Genomic DNA, 18,179 nt, shown 5'->3' with positions numbered 1-18,179 from the left:
CTGTTCACGGCCTGACCCTTATTGGATTTATCAGCAGGCTTTGGGGAGCTTGGGGTGGTTTTTGGGAGAGCGGGTGTGCTCTGAAACCGGTTTCAGGAGACAACAGATTGAGGGGTGGCGTCAATATGGTTTGGTTGGGATCTGCTTAACGGCGGGTTTGGGGTGATTGGGCTCGGATCAAGATCAAGATCAGGATCAGGATCAAGGTCAACATCAAAAGCGCCGGTCTAACGGCCTCGGGTTTCGCCTTCGGCGAGTTACTTGGAAAAACACCCCAAGTAACCAAGGGTGTTTGCTCCTGGTTTGGCCCTTCCTTCGTCAGGGTTCCTTCCCTCCGGTCTCGCTCCGTGGGCCCGCCGCCATCCGCCATCCATGGCGGGGGGCGGCTCTCGCGGCATCCATGCCGCTCGGCCCACTACGCGAGACCTGCGTTCAGCCTGCACCCAAGTCGCGATTGGCGGTGTTTGAGCTTTTTGTGTATGGAGGTCAAGGGCTGATCAAGAGCTGATCAAGAGCAAATCAAGGGCGGATCAAGTGTGAATCGAGGGCGAATCAAGAGCAAACCAAGGCCGGTTCAAAGCCAGGGCAACAGCCAACCACTAGGGGATCGAAGACTTACGGGTTGAACCCGGTCCAACTGCACACTCGGTCCAACTGACCGCATGCAATCCCCTGTAGGAGCCGGCTTGCTGGCGAAAGCGTTTGTTCAGTCGCCACTTTCATAACTGGCCCACCGCATTCGCCAGCAAGCCGGCTCCTACAGACCGCGCATAAGCCAAATATTCGCCGTCGCCATCGCCATCGCCGTCGCCGTCGCCGTCGCCTTCGCCACGGCCATCCCTTGTCCTTTCGCCGTTGCCGTTGCCCCGGCCATCCCTGTTGCCGTTGCCACCGCCACCGCCACCGCCACCGCCATTGCTTTTGCCATCGGCGTCGCCGTTGCTCTAGATCTTGATCTTCGAACACCTACACCCCAGACACCGCAAAACGCGACTTGGGTGCAGGCCGAGCGCAGGCGATGCGCAGTGGGTCGAGCCGCATGGATGCGGCGAGAGCGCCGTCAGGGCATGGATGCCCGTTCGGCGCGGGCCCACGGAGCGTCGTCGGAGTGAGGGAACCCCGACGAAGGAGGGGCCTAACCAGGAGCAGGCACCCTTGGTTACTTGGGGTGTTTTTCCAAGTAACTCGCCGAAGGCGAAACGCTCTGCCGTTAGGCAGAGGCCCTTGATCTTGATCTTGATCTTGATTTAGGTCTTGATCTTAGAAAAAACCATCACCCCTTAAACGTATCGCGCCACGATAATAACCGCCGTTCCAGCATCGCCAGTACCCCATCGGTCAATTTACCCAACACCGCCAGCACGATAATCGCCGCGAGCACAATGTCCGGCCGCGACGTCTCGCGGCCGTCACTGAGCAAATACCCCAACCCCTTCGTCGCAGCGATCAACTCCGCGGCCACCAAAAACATCCACGACAGACTCAACCCCGACCTCAAACCCGTGAACAGCCCGGGCAGGGCGGCCGGCAAGAAAACATGAACGATCATCTGCCGCTGACTGAAGCGGTACATCTGCCCGACCTCCACCAGCTTGCGATCAACACTGCGGATGGCCGCCACACCGTTCAGGTACACCGGGAAAAACGCCCCGATGGCGATCAGCACCACCTTTGACGTCTCGCCGATCCCTAGCCAGAGCAGCAACAGCGGCACCCAAGCCAGGCTCGGGATCGAGCGAAGTCCGGCAAATGTTGGCTCCAGATAAGCCTCGGCTTCCCGACTGAGCCCGACCCACGCGGCAAACACCAGAGCCACGGCCGCGCCGATCACGAACCCGCTCAGCACCCGGGTCAGGCTGGCGCCGATGTGTTTCCACAGCGCGCCATCGGCCAAGTCAGTCAGCGTCGTAGCAATCTCGCTCGGCGCCGGCATCTGGTACGACTGCACCCAGCCGATGCGTACGGCGATTTCCAGCATCAGCAAGATGGCCACCGGCACGGCCAGGCCCTTCAAGCGTGTCCGCCATTTCCCACGCGTCCGGGTGACAAGGGTTTGGGCGACTGTGATTTCTTCCTTCAACGCGAGGGATGTCGACTCTGCGCCGCGAAGCCTGCCGTCGGTCAAACCGCTGCCGTGCGCCTCCCTCATGGCTTGACGACGACCGCGTCGGCGTAGCTTGGGTCGATCAATTGATCGATGACCTGGCCGACGTCGGTGCCTCTGCGCACCAGCTCTTCGGAGACCAGGATCGGTGCAGCTGCCTTCGACGCGGTGGTGTCCTGCTCTGTCAGTCGCGGGTTGCTGAGGTCGGTACGGCTTAGCTGCAGCCTGGCGACGTCCAGTGGCAGGCCCGACTCGGTGGCGACCAATTGCGCCAGTTGGTCTGGATTCTTGAGTGACCACTCACGGGCTTTTTCGTACGCGCCGAGCACGGTCTTGATGGCTTCCGGGTGCTCTTTCGCATAGCGCTCGGTGACGCTGACGACGCCGTAGCTGTTGAAATCCTTGTTGCGATACAGCAGACGCGAGCCGGCCTGAATCTCGCTCGCGGCCATGTGCGGATCGAGTCCTGCCCAGGCGTCGACGTCACCTTTCTCCAGTGCGATGCGGCCGTCCGGGTGTTGCAGATGCAGAACTTCGACATCGTCTTTGCTCAGCTTCGCCTGTTGCAGGGCGCGCAGCGTGAACAAATAAGGGTCGGTGCCTTTGGTGGCAGCGATTTTCTTGCCTTTGAGGTCGGCAACGCTCTGTAGCGGGGAGTTCTTGCCCACCACCAACGCTGTCCATTCAGCCCGGCTGTAAACGTAAACCGATTTGATCGGGCTGCCATTGGCCCGCGCCAGAACAGCAGACAGGCTGGCGGAAGACGCAAAGTCCACGCCGCCGCTGTTCAAGTACTCCAGCGAGCGGTTGCTGCCTTGACTGAAAACCCAACTCACCTTGCTTTGCGGGAGGGCCTGTTCCAGCCAGCCGAAATGCTTGAGCACCAGGCTCACGGGTGAGTAATAGGCGTAGTCCAGATGCACCTCAGCCGGAGGTGCCTCGGCAGCATAGGCCTGGGATTGCAGTACCAGTACCAGTGCACTGGCGACCAGTTTGAAAGCGTGCGGCAGACGGAGGATTGAGGTCATGGGGTGTCCACTGAAAGGGTATAAGCTGCGCGCGGCTGCTTATGACGGAATCGGCAGTCCGAACTGTTCATCCTGCTCAAATGGAATATTGCAGGCTTTATGCCACAAGGGCGGGTGGCGTTGTTTCCCGCTGCTTTCGGGGTTGCAGCGAGCTGAACAAAGACCCTGAATCAACAGCCTGTTGATCCACTGTCTGCTGATCAACACTTGCGCTGTTTCATGACAGCGGGCGCCGTCAGGCTGATGAGCAGGGGAGCAAGCACCCGCAAAAAGCCGTTCGCCGAGCTCAGACCGATCCGACCGTTCAGCGATTAAATCGGTAAATCAGGGAGTTGCGTGCAACCTCTGGAGTGTTTACTCGTCTGATGCGCGTTCCTTATACAGAAACATTGGCTCGCCATACTGCACCGAGCCGCACACTGACAAGGACGTTGCATCGGGTTAGAGCCCACCATGAGCCATCAGAAATCCATGCCCATATGAATTCTCTCAAGTCTCCTGTGGGGTCAAGCGCAAAGCAGCGCTTGACCTATTTTCTGCTGCCGGCACTGCTGATCTCTTCCGCCGTTTTCTGGTTTGCCGCCGGCAAAGGCGTTCACGCCGAGCCCAAGAATGGCACTCAGACCCTAGTGTTCCTGCGCCACGCCGAGAAGCCGGAAAGCGGGCTGGGCCAATTGAATTGCCAGGGGCTGAACCGGGCCATTGACCTGTCCACGGTGCTTCCCAACACGTTTGGCAAGGCCGACTTTATCTTTGCCGCCAACCCCAGCCGCCACGTTGAGGAAGGCGAACATGACCATTCCTACAGTTACCTTCGCCCGCTGATGACGGTGGGGCCAAGCGCAATCAAACTGGGCCTGCCGGTCAATATCGATTACGGCGCCAACGACACGGCTGATCTGGCCGATGAGTTGATGCGCGACAAGTACCACGACGCCACCATCTACACGGCATGGTCACACGGGTACTTGCCGGAGTTGATCAACAAGGTTGCCCAGGAGGCGTCGGGGGAGAAGATCAAGCTGGTCGACGACTGGGTCGCCGAGGACTTTGACTCGGTGCTGGTTCTGACCCTCAAATGGAACGATGGCAAAGCCACCCTGCAGTACGAAAACTACAAGCAGAACCTGGACGGCGGGGCGGTGGGCTGCCCAAGCTGATGGATGGCGTGTACGGGCATTCGCGGCTCGGCATCCGACATCTTCCCGGCTAAAGCCGGTTCCACAGATTGCGCGTCCCGATTTACGCGTAGCGGCGGGCATTGAGCACTGACAGCGCCTCAATATTTGTACCGTAGGTGGGTTTGGGTTAGCGTCAGCCGACCCTGACTGCCACGGGCTTTCCCCATGCCGGAACCTCTGCATCCGCATGCCTCGCGCCTCATCCCTTTTCATCCGCCGTTCGACTGGCAACGCATGCTCGACTTCTTCGCAGCCCGCATGACCGCAGGCGTTGAAGCGGTGGTCGAGGGCGCCTACCTGCGCAACATTGAGTTCAAGGGCTGCCCGGGCGCGTTATCGGTGGAGATGGCGGCTGATGGGCGGCATCTGTTGGCGACCGCCCACGGCGAAGTCAGTCGGTACATAGATGAACTGGTCGTGCCGGTCTCGCACATGTTCGATCTGTACGTTGAACCCGGGCAGGTCGATGAGAGCCTTTCCCGGGATCCGTGGCTGGCATCTCTGGTGCAGCGTCGTCCGGGGCTGCGCGTGCCGGGGGCTTTTTCCGGTTTCGAGCTGGCGGTGCGTACGATTGTCGGCCAGCAGGTGAGCGTGAAAGGCGCGACGACGATTGTCGGGAGGCTGGTGCAGCGCGCCGGCGTCCAGGCCAGCGACCGCCTCCATGATCAGGTCGGCTGGCGATTTCCGACGCCCGAGGCACTGGCGCAGGTTAATCTGGACAAGATCGGCATGCCCGGCAAGCGGGTCGAGACCCTGCAGCGTCTCGCTGCGGCGGTGGCCAGTGGCGAACTCTCCCTGGATGTCCGTCATGGCGACATCGGTGATCTGCGTCGACAGTTGCTCGCCATGCCCGGCATCGGGCCGTGGACTGTGGAATACATTGCCATGCGCGCATGGCGTGACCCTGACGCCTGGCCGGCGGCCGATCTGGTGCTGATGAACCTCATGACGCTGCAGGAGCCAGACCTGCTGCGCTTGCCTCAGCACAAGGCGCGTGCCGAAGCATGGAGGCCTTGGCGGGCGTATGCCGCCATGCACATCTGGAATTCCGCTGCAGATGTGGCGGGAAAACAAAAAGGCGGTTGATCGCGAATTTGAGCGCAAGAAGTGGATAGCATGCAGGCCTGGCGGGCGTAGCATGCGGTTGATCCAGGCGAGCGTTGCCAAGCCGCCTTCCAGATGGTCGGAGCAGGAGCGAACTAATGACCTTCACCTACCGCTTTATCGAATCTCCCGTCGGGCAGCTCAGACTGATTGCCAAAGGCCCGCGGCTGGCGGCCGTGCTGTGGCCAAACGATCGCCCGAATCGGGTGCTCATGGGGCCGATGGAAGAGGACACTGGCAGCGGTATCCTTGATCAGGCCGAGCGGCAACTCGGTGAGTACTTTGCCGGACGTCGACAGGCGTTCGAGCTTGAGCTTGAGTTTCATGGCACCGATTTTCAGCGCCGGGTGTGGCAGGCGCTCCTCAGCATCCCATTCGGCGAGACCCGCAGCTATCTGGATATTGCTGTGCAGATTGGCAACCCCACTGCGGTGCGCGCGGTCGGGGCCGCCAATGGCAGAAACCCGATTTCGATCATTGCGCCTTGCCACCGCGTGATCGGCAGTTCCGGTGCGCTGACTGGCTTTGCGGGCGGTCTGGACACCAAACTCCTGCTGCTGTCACTGGAAGGCTACCAGCCGGCGCTCCGACCCAAGAGCATGGTCAAGGCGGCTCTGGCCCAGGGCTCACTGTTTTAGACCGACCGACTTAAATCACGGTAATGGCTCACATCAGGGCCGTCTAAAAACCTGTTACCGCCACCCCTTATCATGGAGATGATCATGCCCGGTTCCGCTAAGACATTTCGTTCATTGCACCATCAATCCACCGTTCTGCGCCTGCCCAACGCCTGGGACGCAGGCAGCGCCCGGCTGTTCGAAAGTCTGGGCGCAACGGCGATCGCCACCACCAGCGCCGGCGTCGCCTGGGCGCAGGGTTACGCTGACGGACGCCTGTTCCCGATAGAGTCCGCGGTCAGCGTTGCTGCCAGCGTTGCCCGGTTGATAAAGGTGCCGCTCTCGGTGGACTTGGAAAACGGTTACTCGGACAATCCGCTGGCGGTAGCGGAGCACGTCAAGCGTGTACTCGACGTCGGCGCGGTGGGCATCAATATCGAGGACGGCACCGATGCGCCGGAGTTGTTGGCGCGCAAGATCGAGGCCATCAAAAGCATGGCTGCCCGCAATGGACTGGACGTCTTTGTCAATGCACGCACCGACGTCTACCTGGCCGGACTGGTGGCGGATGAGATGCGCGTGGAGGAAACCCTCAAGCGCGGCCGGCTCTATCAACAGGCCGGTGCAGACGGCCTGTTTGTGGCGGCGTTGCTGGACATCGAGCAGATCAAAACCGTCGTGGCCGGTGTAGGGCTGCCCATCAATCTATTGGCCCGCCAGGGACTTCCCGACGCCGAGGCGCTCGCGCAATTGGGCGTGCGCCGATTGAGTGCCGGGTCCAGCATCGCACAGACGTTATGGGGACAGGCCGAACAACTGGCGCGCGGTTTCTTGCAGGACGGGCGCTCGGAAGCCGTTATCGAAACCAGTCTGGCATACCCTCAGATACAGGCCCTGTTTGGCCGATAAAGCGGTGAATTGATTGTTGGGTACGGGGTGGTGCCGTCATGGGTTGCCGCTCGCCGGTTACAAAATGAACGGCGCAATCGACAAGAGGTGCTAGCCAGGTTTTAACGGAAAGAGTACAAATGTACTCCATGACGAACCTATCCCCAAAACGCGCTGCCATTCTCACCTTCATCCGAGATCGCATTGCCCACAATGGCCAGCCCCCCAGCCTCGCAGAGATTTGCGAGGCTTTTGGCTTTGCCTCTCGCAGTGTGGCCCGCAAGCACATCATTGCGCTTACCGACGCCGGTCTGATTGAAGTAGTCGCCAATCAGGCGCGCGGCATACGCCTGATTGATGCACGCCCGCGCGCTCAAATGCTCGACATTCCTGTCCTCGGCAGGGTCGCAGCCGGCGTGCCCATTGGGCCGGACATCGATACCCACGACACGTTTACGCTCGACAGCCGTACCTTCATGCGCGTCCCGGATTACCTTCTGCGGGTCAATGGTGACTCGATGATTGAAGACGGCATTTTCGACGGCGATCTGGTGGGCATCCTGCAAAGTGCCGAAGCCCGCGAGGGTCAGATTGTCGTGGCCCGGCTGGACGGCGAAGTAACGATCAAGCGTCTTGAGCTCGGCGCAGATCAGCTTCGGCTACTGCCGCGCAACCCGGCGTATCAACCGATCATCGTACGGCCTGACCAGGACTTCGCCATCGAGGGCGTGTTCTGTGGCCTGGTGCGCCGGGAATGATGGGCGCGGTGGTCAGCCTCGACGCGCTGCTGGACGAGCGGCGTGTCTGGAAGGGACGTCCTCAGGTTCCTTCCATTGCGGCCCAGCCCACCGGGCATCCTGCTCTGGATGCCGCACTGCCCATGGGCGGCTGGCCACCTGCGGCGATGACCGAAGTGTTGATCCCGGCCAATGGCAGTGGCGAGTTGCGGCTGATGTGGCCGACACTGGCCCGACTTGCCGACAGTGGCGAGCGCATCGTGCTGGTCGCACCCCCTTATTTACCCTATGCCCAGGCATGGCAGATGGCAGGTATCGACCTCAAACAGTTGTCGATCATTCATGCCAGCGAGCGAGATGCACTGTGGGCAGTGGAACAGTGCCTGCGTTCGGGCAGTTGCGGGGCGGTGCTGTGCTGGCCGACCAAGGTCGATGACCGCGCCTTGCGACGGCTGCAGGTGGCCGCCGAAACCGGCGAGACCCTTGCCTTCGCCTGCCGCGGCCATGAAGCGGCGGCCAATCCGTCACCGGCCGCGTTGCGCATCGCCATTGATACGCGGCCCAGCCAGTTACGGGTGCTCAAGTGTCGCGGCGGGCTGGCGCCTGCCTCACCCGTTCCGTTCACTGCCGACGCTTGAGGTTGCCATGCTCTGGGCTTGTGTCCTCTTGCCGCAGCTGGCGCTGGACGGCGTCATGCGCCGTCGCGACAACCCCGAAGAACCGCTGGCGCTGATCAGCGGTACTGCGCAGCGGCGGGTGCTGCAGACCGTCAACCCGGCGGCACGTGCCCTTGGCCTGCGTCCCGGCCAGTCGCTGACCTCAGCCCATGCCATGACCCGCGAGTTCGCCACCGTCGAATACGACCCTGACGAAACAGAACGCTGGCATCGTCTGCTGGCGGCCTGGGCGTACCGTTTCAGTTCCCATGTCAGCCTCAAGTACCCTCGCGTGTTGCTGATGGAGGTCGAGTCGAGCTTTGGCTTGTTCGGGCCATGGCCGGTGTTTGAAGCGCGTCTGCGTCAGGAACTGACCGAGCTGGGCTTTTCCCACCGCATTGTCGCAGCGCCCAATCCGTTGGCGGCACGCATGCTCGCCAATGCTCACGACGGCCTGGCGATCACTGACCCTGGCGCATTGCAGGACGTGCTGGAGAACATGCCGGTCAATCGCGTGGGCCTGCCCTCGGAAGTGGCGACGGCTCTGGCCCGCATGGGCCTGCACCGTGTCCGGCAGGTCCAGGCACTGCCCCGTGATACGTTGGCCCGGCGCTTCCCGGCCAACGTCCTTCAGCACCTCGACACTCTGTTCGGCCGCAGGCCCATGGCACTGGAATGCTATGTACCGCCTGATCGTTTCGACACACGCATTGAGCTCAACTTCGACGTCGAATCCCATCAGGCGCTGCTGTTTCCCCTCAAGCGCATGATTGCTGACCTGGCGGTGTTCCTGGCCGGGCGCGACAGCGGGGTGCAACGCTTCGTGATTCATCTGGAGCATGTGCCGAGCGTAGGCAGCATTGCGCCTGATACTCAGATTCCCGTGGGCCTGCTTAGCGCCGAGCGCGAAGCCAGCATGCTCTTCGAACTGGCGCGCGGTCGTCTTGAACAAGTTGAGGTGCCGTCCCCGGTGCGTGCCTTGCGCCTTCAGGCCAGGGACCTGCCAGCCTTTGTGCCGTCCCATCGGGAGCTGTTCGATGACCGTCCCCAGCAGACTCTGCCATGGGAGCAACTGCGCGAACGTCTGCGTGCGCGGCTTGGCGATGAAGCGGTCGCCGGTTTAGGGTTCCATGCTGATCACCGCCCCGAATGCGCCTCGCTGGCGGCCTGTCCGAGCAAGCCGCCTGCCCTGAGGCTCAAGGTGCCGCGGCCGGGCTGGTTGTTGCCCGAGCCAGAAGTCCTGACCGAACCTGGCCTGCGCGTACTCGCCGGGCCGGAACGCATCGAGTCGGGCTGGTGGGATGGCGGGGATGTCCGCCGCGATTATTACCTTATCGAAACCCGCAGCGGCCAGCGTGGCTGGGCCTTCCGCAGCGTGGGCGAGAGCCACTTGCTGCTGCACGGCTGGTTTGCATGAGCGGGGCATACGCTGAACTGCACTGCCTGTCGAACTTCAGCTTTCAGCGGGGTGCGTCAAGTGCCAAAGAGCTGTTCGAGCGCGCCACCCTGCACGGTTATCAAGCGCTGGCGATCACCGATGAATGTACCCTGGCCGGCATCGTCCGGGCCTGGCAGGCCGCAAAGGAGTGTGACCTGCCGCTGATCATCGGCAGCGAGATCACGGTCGAAAGCGGCCCGAAAATCGTATTGCTGGTGGAGAATCTTGCGGGTTACCAGGCGCTTTGCCGCTTGATCACCCAAGGCCGCAGGCGCAGCAAAAAAGGTGAGTACCGGTTGCTGCACGAGGACTTTCAGCAGCCAGTCGCGGGTCTTTTGGCGCTTTGGTTGCCCGACCTGGATGAAACCGCTGCAACCCGGCGCGAGCAAGGCGAATGGCTGCGTGGGGTGTTCAAGCAAACCCTGTGGCTCGGCGTCGAGCTGCATTGCGGTCCGGATGACCGCCAGCGGTTGGACGCTTTGCTGGAACTGGCTAGAGCCCTGGCTATTCCGGCCGTCGCCAGTGGCGATGTACACATGCACGCTCGCGGTCGCCGGGCGTTGCAGGACACCATGAGCGCGGTCCGTCATCACACCACGGTGGCAGAAGCCGGGCATCGCTTGTTTGCCAATGGCGAGCGACATCTGCGACCGCTGCCGGTGCTGGACGGACTCTATCCAGCCAGCCTGTTGGCGGAAACTCTGAACATTGCCCGGCGCTGCACCTTCGACCTCAGCGAGCTGCGCTACGAATACCCTCACGAGTTGGTGCCGCCCGACCAGTCGCCCAGCAGCTGGCTAAGGCACTTGACGGAGCAGGGTGCAATCAGGCGCTGGCCTCAGGGCGTGCCGGAAGTAGCACGCAGCAACATCGAAAAAGAGCTGAAGGTCATCGCTGCCAAGCGCTACGAAAGTTACTTTTTGACCGTGCACGACATCGTCAGCTTTGCCCGCGAGCAACACATCCTCTGTCAGGGCCGTGGCTCGGCGGCCAACTCGACGGTGTGCTTTGCCCTGGGCATCACCGAGCTGGACCCGGCCAAAAGCAATCTGCTGTTCGAGCGTTTTATCTCCGAAGAGCGCGACGAGCCGCCAGACATCGACGTCGATTTTGAGCACGAGCGACGCGAGGAAGTCCTGCAATACATCTTCCGTCGGTACGGTCGGGGCAGGGCGGCGCTGACGGCTGTCGCCAGCACTTACCACGGCGCAGGCGCGGTCCGGGACGTGGCCCGAGTGCTGGGCCTGCCGCCTGACCAGATCAACGCCCTGGCTGATTGTTTCAGCCGCTGGAGTGACAACCTGCCGCCCGCCGAGCGGCTGCGCGAGTGCGGTTTCGAACCCGACAGCCCGATCCTGCGAAGGGTTTTGACCTTGACCGGCGAGTTGATCGGTTTCCCCCGGCACCTGTCGCAGCACCCCGGCGGTTTCGTGATTTCCGAACACCCGCTGGAGACGCTGGTGCCGGTGGAAAACGCCGCCATGGCCGACCGAACGATCATTCAGTGGGACAAGGACGACCTCGATCTGGTCGGCCTGCTCAAGGTCGATATCCTGGCACTGGGCATGCTCAGCGCGCTGCGTCGCACCTTCGATCTGGTCAGGGGCTATCGCGGCTACGACCTGACCCTCGCGACCATTCCGGCCGAGGACAAACCGACCTACGACATGATTACCCGGGCCGATACCATCGGTGTGTTCCAGATCGAATCACGTGCGCAGATGTCGATGCTGCCGCGCCTGAAGCCCAACACCTTTTATGACCTGGTGATCGAAGTGGCCATTGTGCGTCCGGGGCCGATTCAGGGCGGCATGGTCCATCCCTATCTGCGCCGCAAGAACGGCGAAGAGGAAGTCACCTATCCGTCCGATGAATTGAAGGCGGTGTTTGAGCGCACGTTGGGCGTGCCGCTGTTTCAGGAGCAGGTCATGCAGCTGGCCATCGTGGCCGCGGATTACTCCCCCGGCGAGGCCGATCAGCTGCGCCGTTCCATGGCGGCCTGGAAACGTCATGGCGGCCTGGAGCCTCATCGTATACGCCTCAGCGAACGCATGAAGGAAAAGGGCTATACCGACGAATTCATCGTGCGCATTTTCGAGCAAATCAAAGGCTTCGGCAGCTACGGATTCCCGGAGTCCCACGCGGCCAGTTTTGCCCTTCTGACCTACGCCAGTTGCTGGCTTAAATGCCACGAGCCGGCAGCCTTCACCTGCGCGTTGATCAACAGCTGGCCCATGGGGTTCTACAGCCCCGATCAGTTATTGCAGGACGCTCGCCGCCATCAGATCGATGTGCATCCGGTGGACGTGCGTTACAGCGACTGGGATTGCTCACTGGAGCCCGTCGCCGGGCGGGAGTACAACCAGAACCTGGCGATCCGCATGGGCATGCGCATGATCCGGGGCTTTCGCGAGGAAGACGCCAGGCGCATCGAAAAGGCGCGCAGCGTGCGGGATTTCAAGGACGTGACCGACTTGTGCATGCGGGCCGAACTGGACAACCGGGCGCGTGCTTCTCTGGCCGACTCGGGCGCGCTGCGCGGTCTGGTGGGGCACCGTCATCGGGCGCGCTGGGAAGTCGCCGGCGTGGAGATGCAACGGCCGCTGTTCGGCGACGACTGTTTCGGTGAAGAAGCCCAGGTTGCGTTGCCCTTGCCCAGTGTCGCCCAGGACCTGGTGGCGGACTACGAGACCCTGGGGACCACCCTCGGTCCGCACCCGTTGGCCCTGCTGCGCAACAAACTGGCTGCAAAACGCTTTCGCAGTTCCAAAGACCTGCTGAATGAGGAGCATGGCCGAAGCTTCAGCGTGGCCGGGCTTGTCGTTGGCCGTCAGCGGCCCGGCACGGCCAGTGGCGTGACCTTCGTGACCCTCGAAGACGAGCACGGGATGATCAACGTGGTGGTATGGCGCGACCTCGCCGAACGTCAGCGCAAAGTATTGGTGGGGTCACAGCTGATGCAGGTGTTCGGCAAGTTCGAATTCCAGAAGGGCGTCCGCCACGTCATTGCCCAGCGCCTGTTCGACCTGACCCCCATGCTCACCGGGCTGGACGTGCGCAGCCGCGATTTCAAATGAATCGCAGGGCTGAACAGAACCTGACAAACCATTCCATCTGTAGGAGCCGGCTGACGCTGCACCGTTGCGCAAACTGTAGGAGCGCGCTTGCCCGCGAAATGGGCGACCCGGATTGAAGGTTCGCCAGCAAGCCGGCTCCTACAGGCCAGATGAGGCTGCTTCGCCTGTAGGAGCGCGCTTGCCCGCGAAATGGGCGACCGAGATTGCCGGTTCGCCAGCAAGCCGGCTCCTACAGGCCAGATGAGATTGCCCCGACTAAAGGCGCGCGCTTGCCCGCGAAATGGGCGACCGAGACTGCCGGTTCGCCAGCAAGCCGGCTCCTACAGGCCAGATGGGGCTGCTTCGCCTGTAGGAGCGCGCTTGCCCGCGAAATGCTGAGCTTAGATCTCCACCTTTACCGCCCGCCCGGTTTTGATGGATTCGATGGCGCAATTGGCCAGGTGCAATGCACGTAAACCGTCACGCGCAGTGGTTGGCAGCGGCGCGTTGGCGCGCACTGCTTCAATGAACTGGTTCAGCTCGATGCGATAAGAATCGGCATAGCGCTCCAGGAAGAAGTTTTCCAGCGGATCGCGCACTTCGGTTTGAGTAGCGCTGTAGGTGCGCACGGTGCTCGGGCGATGGTTGTCGTTCAGGATCATGCCCTTGGCGCCGAAGACCTCCAGTCGCTGGTCGTAGCCGTAGACGGCCTCGCGGCAGCAATTGATGTGGCACTGCTTGCCCGAGGCGGTTCGCAGCAAAACCATCACGCTGTCATAGTCGTCGATCTCTGCCAGGGCCGGCTCCACCAGCCGGCTGGCCATGGCAAAGACTTCGACCGGCTCTTCGCCGAGCAGGGTGCGCGCGGTGTCGAAGTCATGGATGGTCATGTCACGAAAGATCCCGCCGGAGTGCGTGAGGTATTCCACCGGCGCCAAGCCGGGATCGCGGCTGGTGATCACCACCTGGCGCACCTCGCCAATGTCGCCGCGGGCAATGGCTTTGCGCAGCTGCAACGTGTCCGGGTCGAAGCGCCGATTGAAGCCCAGCATCACCTTGCCGTTCAGGCGTTCGATATCCTCCACCGCCCGGGCCGCCTTGGCGAAATCCAGGTCGATGGGCTTTTCGCATAGCACCGGCTTACCCAGTTTGACGGCGCGCAGCATCAGGTCGATGTGGGTATCGGTCGGCGTGCCGATCACCAGCGCATCCACGTCGTCGCGGGCGATTGCCTCGGCGCAATCGTAAGCAGCGGCGCAGCCTAGTTTGCTTGCAAGCTTGTCGACTCCTTCGCGCCAGGGATCGGCGATCACCGACAGGCGCACGTCCGGATTGGCCGCCACGTTGGCAGCATGAATGTTGGCGATACGGCCTGCGCCGAGGACAGCAATGCGTAGCATGAGGTGCATCTCCTGGAATTGTTGTTATGGAATTTCGGCGGAACGGTGAGGCGGCACATCTAGTGATTCAGATTGAACGGCGTGACCACCTGGACGTGGGAGACCGGAATGGGCACTGCTTTCCACAGACGGTGAAACTGCAGAATGTGCAGGAACGCATTGCGGGCATCGGCTTGCAGGTTGTGATCAATGATCGCGGCAATCTTTTCCTGCGCCAGCAGTTCGCGGTTTTCCGCGTCGAGGTCGTGGCCGATAAGCACATCGAGAGGACGCTGAAGGGCCGCGAATGCCTCGACAATGGCGCGGTTACCGCCACCGACGCTGTAGATCGCCTTGATCGACGGATTGTCCTGCAGTGCGCGGGTGACTTTTTCCAGGGTCGGCTCATGCACCCCGAACCCGCCGGTAATGTCCACGACCCGCAGATGCGGTGCGCGGCTGCGCAGCCAAGTGCGAAAACCCATTTCGCGCTCTTCCTCGCCGCGAAACAGCTCACTGCTGATGACCACCGCAACGTCCTGCGCCGTATCGTCGAGCCAGCGGGCCATGAGATAGGCCGCAGTTTGCCCGGCCGTGCGGTTGTCCATGCCGATGTAACCAATGCGCTCACTCTGGGGCAGATCGGAAACAAACGTCACCACTGGCACACCTTCGGCCATCGCCTGGTTGACGGCTTCGTTGATCGGCAATTCATCTGCGGCTTTGATGATCAGGCCCTGACTGCCTTTGCCCACGCAGCGCAGGATCAACTCGTGCATCTGCTGCGAGTCAATGTCTTCGTAAAGATGAAATCTGGGGAAAACCCGGAATGGGGCGAGGCTGCCCAACTGTGCGTGGATGGCCTTCTGGACTGCATCGCTAAAGCGTCTGGGCGTGTGCAGGATGATGTCGATATGGAAGGTGCGCCCCACCGCAGGGCCAGACTTTTCCTGAGCTTCGAGCTCTTCGAGCGCCTGGTGAATACGCCGGTGGGTCTGGTAATGCACGCTGCCGCGCTCATGCAGCACGCGATCGACCGTGGCCTTGCTCACGCCGGCCTGAGTGGCGATCTGTTTGATGGAGAAACGTCTGGCGCGGTCGAGCATGTGAATCCCCTTGAGCCTCTGGGTGAGGTCTTGTTGAGGTCGATTCGGGGCCTGTATCAGGCTGGCGCAATGCTAGTCGCTGTTCTATCGGATGTAAATATGGAAATTAAATTCCAAATAGCCGCGTCGTATGACGGGTGTTTTGGTTCCCGCCATGGCTGGCACGGCCTGTGCTGCGGGTTCACGTTGAGGTGCGTGATCAACAATCAAATCAGGAGCAAGCATGTACAAAGACTATCCCCCTGCTTACCAGATCAGCAAAGGCGCCGCTATGCAGGTCGATACGGCGTTTTACCAACGCATTCGCGAATCACGGGAGCAGCGCACGCTGGTCGAACAGTTTGAGGTGCCGATTCGCACCGGGCGCGCGTGGAAGGTCAAAGCTGGCCAGGTGTTCCGGGTGACCACGCCAGCGGGGCCGCAGGTTGGCGACTTCAATGTCTGGAATGCCCACGACCCCCGAGAGCGTATGTGGGCCGCACGCACCCGGCAACTGCAGGGCGCGCATGTCACGGTCAATGACCGGCTGTGGTCGAACCTGCCATTCCTGCGGCCCATGGTCACGATCACCGACGACAGCCTCGCCAGCTACGGCATCGATGAACACGGCGGACGCTTGCATGACCTGCTCGGCACGCGATGCGACCCCTACGTCAACAAAATGCTGACCGGCGAGGACTTCCATCACCATTGCCATTCAAACCTCACCCGCGCCGTGCTGCCCCACGGCCTGACCGAGTTCGATGTGCACGACGTGCTGAACATCTTCCAGTGCACCGGCCTGAATCACGACGACATGTATTTCATGAAGGCATGCCCGGCCAAACAAGGGGATTACCTGGAGTTCTTCGCCGAGATCGACCTGCTGTGCGCATTGTCCACCTGCCCGGGCGGCGACCTTTCCCTGCCGATGTGGGGCCCGGATGCGCAGGATCCGCTGAGTGTGTGCCGCCCGTTGGGGGTCGAAATTTATGATGTCGACGCCCAGTTGCTGCAGGGCTGGGAACCGCCCAAACGCGCCGCCTACAACGGCCTGCACGGGCTGAAAATCGACAAGGCGTCGTGGGAGCAGTAGCGCTGACTGTCGGGGCTGATCGGCTGTCAGGCGCCAAGCATCAATCCTCAGCGCCAACATCAGTCTTCAGCGTTGACCATCAGCCATTAGCGCCAGGCATCAGCGTCACGCATCGCGCAGCAGGTCATGGGCGTTGAGCAGGCGCCAGGCGATGTCAGGCTGCTTTTCCAGCCCGCGGCGAATGGCTGCGGGAATGGCCGCCCGGGTTTTGCGACACATGCCGGGCAGCTCGGCAATCTCGATGAGCATGCCGCGCATGCTGCGCACTTCATTGAAACCGGGGGCGATGTCGAGGCGGATGCCAAGCTGCTCGTACATCCGCCGTTGCAGGTGCTGCAGATCTTCCAGGGTGGTGATGTTCTCCAGGCGCTCGATCAGGCGCTTTTCTTCCTGGCGGGTGAGGCAAAGGATCCGTAGGTCAGCCCCGTCAAGCGCCAACAGCCGGTCGCGGTCGCATTTACAGGCGCCGGGCGGGCAGGGGGAGCGGATCGGCAATGGGGCAGTCATGGGTTCCGATCATAACCACGGGCTCACGGGATTTACAGCGCTCAGTCGTGTCCGGGAGACGCCGGCGAAGCTGCGGATGTGGTAAGACCAGATTGGATAATATGCAATTGGTCTTGCCAATACCGAGGCGCCTGTGTAGCTTTTTCCCACGGCCCCGGAGCTGCCACCCTGGCACGAATCCGCGCCTCCAGAATCCGTCCATCACCTTTACAACAACAAGATCACTGCCCTGCGCCAGCGGCTTTGGCCCTCTCAAAGCACCGGCGTGCCTGGTCTGGAGAATGAAGATGCTCACCGTCGTCTGCGAAAAACCCGGTTCATTGCTGGCCCTTGATCGTCCGAAACCCGAACGCGCTCCTGGCGAAACGCTGGTGCGCATCAAACGCGTCGGCGTCTGCGGCACTGACTTGCACATCTTCAACGGCAACCAGCCGTTCCTTGAATACCCTCGGGTGATGGGGCACGAGTTTTCCGGCATCGTCGAGCAAAGCGAGGCGGGCAGCGGGCTGGAACCCGGCGACGTGGTGTACGTCATGCCTTATCTTTCATGTGGCGACTGCATCGCTTGTCGCCAGGGCAAAACCAACTGTTGCGTACGCATTCAGGTGCTCGGTGTTCATCGCGACGGCGCGTTCACCGAGTATCTGAGCCTTCCTCACGGGTTCGTGCTCAAAGCCGAAGGGGTGACGCTGGATCAGGCTGCCATGATCGAATTCCTGTCGATTGGTGCCCATGCGGTGCGCCGCTCCGACGTACAGCCAGGCCAGCGCGCGCTAGTGGTCGGCACCGGTCCGATCGGCATGGCCGTTGCTATCTTCTCAAGCCTGCGCGGTGCGAAAGTCACCGTCCTCGACACTCGTGAAGATCGACTGGCGTTCTGCAAACAAAATCTGCAAATCGACTCTGCCGTGCTGATTGGCGAGGACGACAAGCAGCAGCTCGATCAGCTCACCCAAGGCGAGTTTTTCGACGTGGTGTACGACGCAACCGGCAATGCCAAGGCCATGGAGCGCGGTTTCGAGTTCATCGCCCACGGCGGTAAATACGTGCTGGTCTCGATCGTGCGCGACATCATCAGCTTTTCCGATCCCGAATTTCACAAGCGTGAAGCGACGTTGATGGGCAGCCGCAACGCCACCGTCGAGGATTTTCGCTACGTCGAGCAATGCCTGCGCGACGGCTTGATCCCGGACGCTGCTCTCAACACCCACCGCATGGCCCTGAGCGAAGTCACCGAGCGCTTCACGTCCTTGCTCGACCCCGCTCAGCGCGTAGTCAAAGCCATCGTCGAATGCTAGGAGGA

15 protein-coding genes are annotated in these 18,179 nt (G+C 61.6%); 10 read left to right on the top strand and 5 right to left on the bottom strand.

The window, feature by feature from the left end:
- Nucleotides 1-1,273: 1,273 nt before the first annotated feature.
- Complete coding sequence (locus QRN48_RS04995) at nt 1,274-2,080, bottom strand: ABC transporter permease (protein WP_502944572.1); 807 nt, start codon at nt 2,078-2,080, stop codon at nt 1,274-1,276.
- 65 nt (nt 2,081-2,145) lie between these two features.
- Complete coding sequence (locus QRN48_RS04990; protein WP_285349224.1) at nt 2,146-3,132, bottom strand: aliphatic sulfonate ABC transporter substrate-binding protein; 987 nt, start codon at nt 3,130-3,132, stop codon at nt 2,146-2,148.
- Between the two features lie 479 nt (nt 3,133-3,611).
- Between QRN48_RS04990 and QRN48_RS04985 the strand changes: the two genes are divergently transcribed.
- The 8 genes from QRN48_RS04985 (at nt 3,612) to QRN48_RS04950 (ending at nt 12,830) form a co-directional block, all read left to right on the top strand.
- On the top strand, nt 3,612-4,292 hold the full coding sequence (locus QRN48_RS04985) for a hypothetical protein (RefSeq protein ID WP_285349223.1): 681 nt from the start codon (nt 3,612-3,614) through the stop codon (nt 4,290-4,292).
- Nucleotides 4,293-4,478: 186 nt separating this feature from the next.
- Nucleotides 4,479-5,399, top strand: a complete 921-nt coding sequence (locus QRN48_RS04980; RefSeq protein WP_285349221.1) for a DNA-3-methyladenine glycosylase family protein — start codon at nt 4,479-4,481, stop codon at nt 5,397-5,399.
- A 116-nt stretch (nt 5,400-5,515) separates the two neighbouring features.
- On the top strand, nt 5,516-6,055 hold the full coding sequence (locus QRN48_RS04975) for a methylated-DNA--[protein]-cysteine S-methyltransferase (RefSeq protein WP_285349220.1): 540 nt from the start codon (nt 5,516-5,518) through the stop codon (nt 6,053-6,055).
- 84 nt (nt 6,056-6,139) lie between these two features.
- The gene (locus tag QRN48_RS04970; RefSeq protein WP_285349218.1) at nt 6,140-6,943 is read left to right on the top strand and encodes an isocitrate lyase/PEP mutase family protein; all 804 of its coding nucleotides are present in this window, start codon (nt 6,140-6,142) and stop codon (nt 6,941-6,943) included.
- Nucleotides 6,944-7,062: 119 nt separating this feature from the next.
- Nucleotides 7,063-7,680 carry a transcriptional repressor LexA gene (lexA, locus tag QRN48_RS04965; protein ID WP_285349217.1) on the top strand — a complete coding sequence of 206 codons (618 nt, stop codon included), beginning with the start codon at nt 7,063-7,065 and terminating at the stop codon, nt 7,678-7,680.
- Nucleotides 7,680-8,297, top strand: coding sequence for a translesion DNA synthesis-associated protein ImuA (gene imuA, locus QRN48_RS04960; protein ID WP_037012839.1), 618 nt, complete (start codon nt 7,680-7,682; stop codon nt 8,295-8,297). Before lexA ends, imuA begins: the two co-directional genes overlap by 1 nt.
- Before the next feature lie 7 nt (nt 8,298-8,304).
- Nucleotides 8,305-9,732: a Y-family DNA polymerase gene (locus QRN48_RS04955; RefSeq protein WP_191943845.1), complete on the top strand. Its 1,428-nt coding sequence runs from the start codon at nt 8,305-8,307 to the stop codon at nt 9,730-9,732.
- On the top strand, nt 9,729-12,830 hold the full coding sequence (locus QRN48_RS04950; protein ID WP_191943846.1) for an error-prone DNA polymerase: 3,102 nt from the start codon (nt 9,729-9,731) through the stop codon (nt 12,828-12,830). The genes QRN48_RS04955 and QRN48_RS04950 overlap by 4 nt, the downstream gene beginning before the upstream one ends.
- 380 nt (nt 12,831-13,210) lie before the next feature.
- On the opposite strand, the gene iolG is transcribed toward QRN48_RS04950, so the two are convergent.
- Nucleotides 13,211-14,209: an inositol 2-dehydrogenase gene (iolG, locus tag QRN48_RS04945; protein ID WP_285349215.1), complete on the bottom strand. Its 999-nt coding sequence runs from the start codon at nt 14,207-14,209 to the stop codon at nt 13,211-13,213.
- Between the two features lie 59 nt (nt 14,210-14,268).
- Nucleotides 14,269-15,294 (bottom strand): substrate-binding domain-containing protein, encoded by a 1,026-nt coding sequence (locus tag QRN48_RS04940; RefSeq protein WP_191943848.1) that lies wholly within the window; start codon nt 15,292-15,294, stop codon nt 14,269-14,271.
- A gap of 223 nt (nt 15,295-15,517) precedes the next feature.
- On the opposite strand from QRN48_RS04940, the gene QRN48_RS04935 reads away from it, so the two are divergent.
- Complete coding sequence (locus QRN48_RS04935; protein WP_285349213.1) at nt 15,518-16,369, top strand: urea carboxylase-associated family protein; 852 nt, start codon at nt 15,518-15,520, stop codon at nt 16,367-16,369.
- A gap of 105 nt (nt 16,370-16,474) precedes the next feature.
- Here QRN48_RS04935 and QRN48_RS04930 read toward each other — a convergent pair whose 3' ends face one another.
- Nucleotides 16,475-16,876, bottom strand: a complete 402-nt coding sequence (locus QRN48_RS04930; RefSeq protein WP_208855882.1) for a hypothetical protein — start codon at nt 16,874-16,876, stop codon at nt 16,475-16,477.
- A gap of 287 nt (nt 16,877-17,163) precedes the next feature.
- Between QRN48_RS04930 and QRN48_RS04925 the strand changes: the two genes are divergently transcribed.
- On the top strand, nt 17,164-18,174 hold the full coding sequence (locus tag QRN48_RS04925) for a zinc-binding alcohol dehydrogenase family protein (protein WP_285349211.1): 1,011 nt from the start codon (nt 17,164-17,166) through the stop codon (nt 18,172-18,174).
- Nucleotides 18,175-18,179 lie beyond the last annotated feature (5 nt).

Source organism: Pseudomonas sp. ME-P-057, assembly GCF_030208975.1.
GTDB lineage: Bacteria > Pseudomonadota > Gammaproteobacteria > Pseudomonadales > Pseudomonadaceae > Aquipseudomonas > Aquipseudomonas lutea.
Note: the sequence above shows the minus strand (reverse complement) of the source record. Positions and strands in the feature narration are given on the sequence as shown.

Excerpts from the sequence above, each read along its gene's own strand:
- QRN48_RS04990 (WP_285349224.1), bottom strand. The coding sequence starts at position 3,132 with ATGACCTCAATCCTCCGTCTGCCGCACGCTTTCAAACTGGTCGCCAGT.
- QRN48_RS04985 (WP_285349223.1), top strand. The coding sequence starts at position 3,612 with ATGAATTCTCTCAAGTCTCCTGTGGGGTCAAGCGCAAAGCAGCGCTTG.
- QRN48_RS04980 (WP_285349221.1), top strand. The coding sequence starts at position 4,479 with ATGCCGGAACCTCTGCATCCGCATGCCTCGCGCCTCATCCCTTTTCAT.
- QRN48_RS04975 (WP_285349220.1), top strand. The coding sequence starts at position 5,516 with ATGACCTTCACCTACCGCTTTATCGAATCTCCCGTCGGGCAGCTCAGA.
- QRN48_RS04970 (WP_285349218.1), top strand. The coding sequence starts at position 6,140 with ATGCCCGGTTCCGCTAAGACATTTCGTTCATTGCACCATCAATCCACC.
- lexA (WP_285349217.1), top strand. The coding sequence starts at position 7,063 with ATGTACTCCATGACGAACCTATCCCCAAAACGCGCTGCCATTCTCACC.
- imuA (WP_037012839.1), top strand. The coding sequence starts at position 7,680 with ATGGGCGCGGTGGTCAGCCTCGACGCGCTGCTGGACGAGCGGCGTGTC.
- QRN48_RS04955 (WP_191943845.1), top strand. The coding sequence starts at position 8,305 with ATGCTCTGGGCTTGTGTCCTCTTGCCGCAGCTGGCGCTGGACGGCGTC.
- QRN48_RS04950 (WP_191943846.1), top strand. The coding sequence starts at position 9,729 with ATGAGCGGGGCATACGCTGAACTGCACTGCCTGTCGAACTTCAGCTTT.
- iolG (WP_285349215.1), bottom strand. The coding sequence starts at position 14,209 with ATGCTACGCATTGCTGTCCTCGGCGCAGGCCGTATCGCCAACATTCAT.
- QRN48_RS04940 (WP_191943848.1), bottom strand. The coding sequence starts at position 15,294 with ATGCTCGACCGCGCCAGACGTTTCTCCATCAAACAGATCGCCACTCAG.
- QRN48_RS04935 (WP_285349213.1), top strand. The coding sequence starts at position 15,518 with ATGTACAAAGACTATCCCCCTGCTTACCAGATCAGCAAAGGCGCCGCT.
- QRN48_RS04930 (WP_208855882.1), bottom strand. The coding sequence starts at position 16,876 with ATGACTGCCCCATTGCCGATCCGCTCCCCCTGCCCGCCCGGCGCCTGT.
- QRN48_RS04925 (WP_285349211.1), top strand. The coding sequence starts at position 17,164 with ATGCTCACCGTCGTCTGCGAAAAACCCGGTTCATTGCTGGCCCTTGAT.